The organism is Mycolicibacterium vaccae NBRC 14118 = CIP 105934, from assembly GCF_001552715.1.
In the GTDB taxonomy this organism is placed as follows: Bacteria; Actinomycetota; Actinomycetes; order Mycobacteriales; family Mycobacteriaceae; genus Mycobacterium; species Mycobacterium vaccae.
The window spans coordinates 1-1,834 of record NZ_BCRS01000323.1; the positions used below are offsets into that span (position 1 = coordinate 1).

Annotated in this window: 2 protein-coding genes and 1 pseudogene; 2 read left to right on the plus strand and 1 reads right to left on the minus strand. The window is 69.8% G+C overall.

From position 1 onward, the window contains the following. Nucleotides 1–845, plus strand: an 845-nt coding sequence (locus MVA01S_RS29685) for an aminotransferase class III-fold pyridoxal phosphate-dependent enzyme (protein WP_159426392.1), incomplete at its 5' end; no start/stop codon positions are given. Here the strand turns inward: MVA01S_RS29685 and MVA01S_RS29690 are convergent. Beyond that, the gene (locus MVA01S_RS29690; RefSeq protein WP_003931413.1) at nucleotides 842–1,492 is read right to left on the minus strand and encodes a hypothetical protein; all 651 of its coding nucleotides are present in this window, start codon (nucleotides 1,490–1,492) and stop codon (nucleotides 842–844) included. The two genes, MVA01S_RS29685 and MVA01S_RS29690, sit on opposite strands and share 4 nt — an antisense overlap. Before the next feature lie 102 nt (nucleotides 1,493–1,594). Between MVA01S_RS29690 and MVA01S_RS31780 the strand changes: the two are divergent. After that, a pseudogene (locus MVA01S_RS31780) lies at nucleotides 1,595–1,834 on the plus strand (hypothetical protein); the annotation flags it as partial.

The window sequence follows — 1,834 nt, forward strand, 5'->3', positions numbered from 1 at the left end:
GCGTCGTGCACTTCTTCGGCCCGTTCCTGTACCGGTCACAGTTCCACGCCACCACCGAGGCCGAGGAATCCGAGCGCGCGCTCAAGCACCTGAACGACACCATCCGGATGGAGGGCCCGAACACCATCGCGGCCATCATCCTGGAGTCGATCCCGGGCACCGCGGGCATCATGGTGCCCCCGCCCGGCTACATCGCCGGCGTGCGCGAGCTCTGCGACGAGTACGGCATCGTGTTCATCGCCGACGAGGTGATGGCAGGCTTCGGTCGCAGCGGAAAGTGGTTCTCCATCAACCATTTCGACGTCACCCCTGATCTGCTGACCTTCGCCAAGGGGGTCAACTCCGGCTACGTGCCCCTCGGCGGCGTGGCGATCAGCCCCGCCATCGCCGAGACCTTCGCCCACCGTGCGTATCCGGGCGGCCTGACGTACTCGGGGCATCCGCTGGCGACGGCCGCCGCAGTGGCGACGATCAATGCGATGGCCGAGGAGGGCATCGTCGAGAACGCGGCCCGCGTCGGCGCCGAGGTGATCGGCCCCGGCCTGCGGGACATCGCCGCACGGCACCGGTGCGTCGGCGAGGTGCGCGGCGCCGGGGTGTTCTGGGCGGTCGAACTGGTCGCCGACCAGGACACCCGCGAGCCGCTGGCGCCGTACGGAAGCTCCAGTGCCGCAATGAACTCGGTGATCGGCGAGTGCAAGAAGCTCGGCCTGCTGCCGTTCGCCAACTACAACCGCATCCATGTGGTGCCGCCGTGCATCATCACCGACGAGCAGGCCCGCGAAGGCCTCGCGCTGCTCGACCGTGCCCTCGACGTGGCCGACGCCGCGCTGGACCACGGTTAAGCCAGTTCGCCGCTGATCCCCCGCTCGAGCGCGGCGCGGGCACGTTCGGGAAGCACCAGCAACCCGTCGAGTTCGCGCCGCGCCAGCTGGTAGGCGCGCTCCCGTTCCTGTTGTGTGGCAGCCGAATCGGCGGCTGTCCGCAGCAGCCGCTGAGCCCGGGCCAGGCGCTCCTGTTCCTCGCCGGTGAATCCGGAACGCCTGCGCCGCAACGCCTCCGCCTCGGCGATGTCGAACGCGGTGACGTACTCCTGCACCGCGCTGAGGTAATCGCGCGTGGCGTCGCGGTCGTCGACGAGGTCGGCGACGTCCGCGGGCCGCAGGAAGTCGGCACGCAGCTTCGCCCGGTGGAAACGCTCGGTGAGCGGATCGCGCAGGTCCGTCATCATCGGACAGTCCAGCACCCTGGCGACGTCGAGTTCGTATTCCAGCCAGCGGGTGTCCGTCCGGTCGTGCTCCTCGACCGCGCGGCGGATCACCCTGCGCTGCGCCGCCGCGGGGTCACCGGTCTGCGTAATCTCGGCGGGCTGGGATTCGCGCGCGGACTGACGCCCCCGCAGCGCGGTGAACCCGCGCACCGCGGCGTAGACCGCCCCGATCAGGGGCACCAGCACGAGCATCAACTCGAGCAGTCTGATGACCAATCCCATTGGGCCAGCATGCCACCGCGCCGACCAGTGACGACGCGACCACGGGAGCACGGTCACAAAATAGGTGGTTTCGATTCCCTCCTCCCCGGCAACATTCCTGTCATGCGAAACAAGACCTCAACTCCGCGAATCATCAGTTCCTTCCTCTTCGCGGGCGCTGCGGCGACGGCGATCGCAACTGCGCCCCTGACGTTTGCCCAGCCGGCGCCTCCCCCGTGCTTCAACCCGGACGGCACCCCGTGCGCCGTCAACGGCGTCGCCGGTCCCGATGGCGCTGCCGGCGCCATCCCCGGCGGCCCCGGCGGCCAGGCCGGTCCCGGTGGCGCTGCCGGCGCCATCCCC

Bases quoted from the DNA above. Each gene is read 5' to 3' on its own strand.
- MVA01S_RS29690 (WP_003931413.1), bottom strand. From the start codon at position 1,492: ATGGGATTGGTCATCAGACTGCTCGAGTTGATGCTCGTGCTGGTGCCC.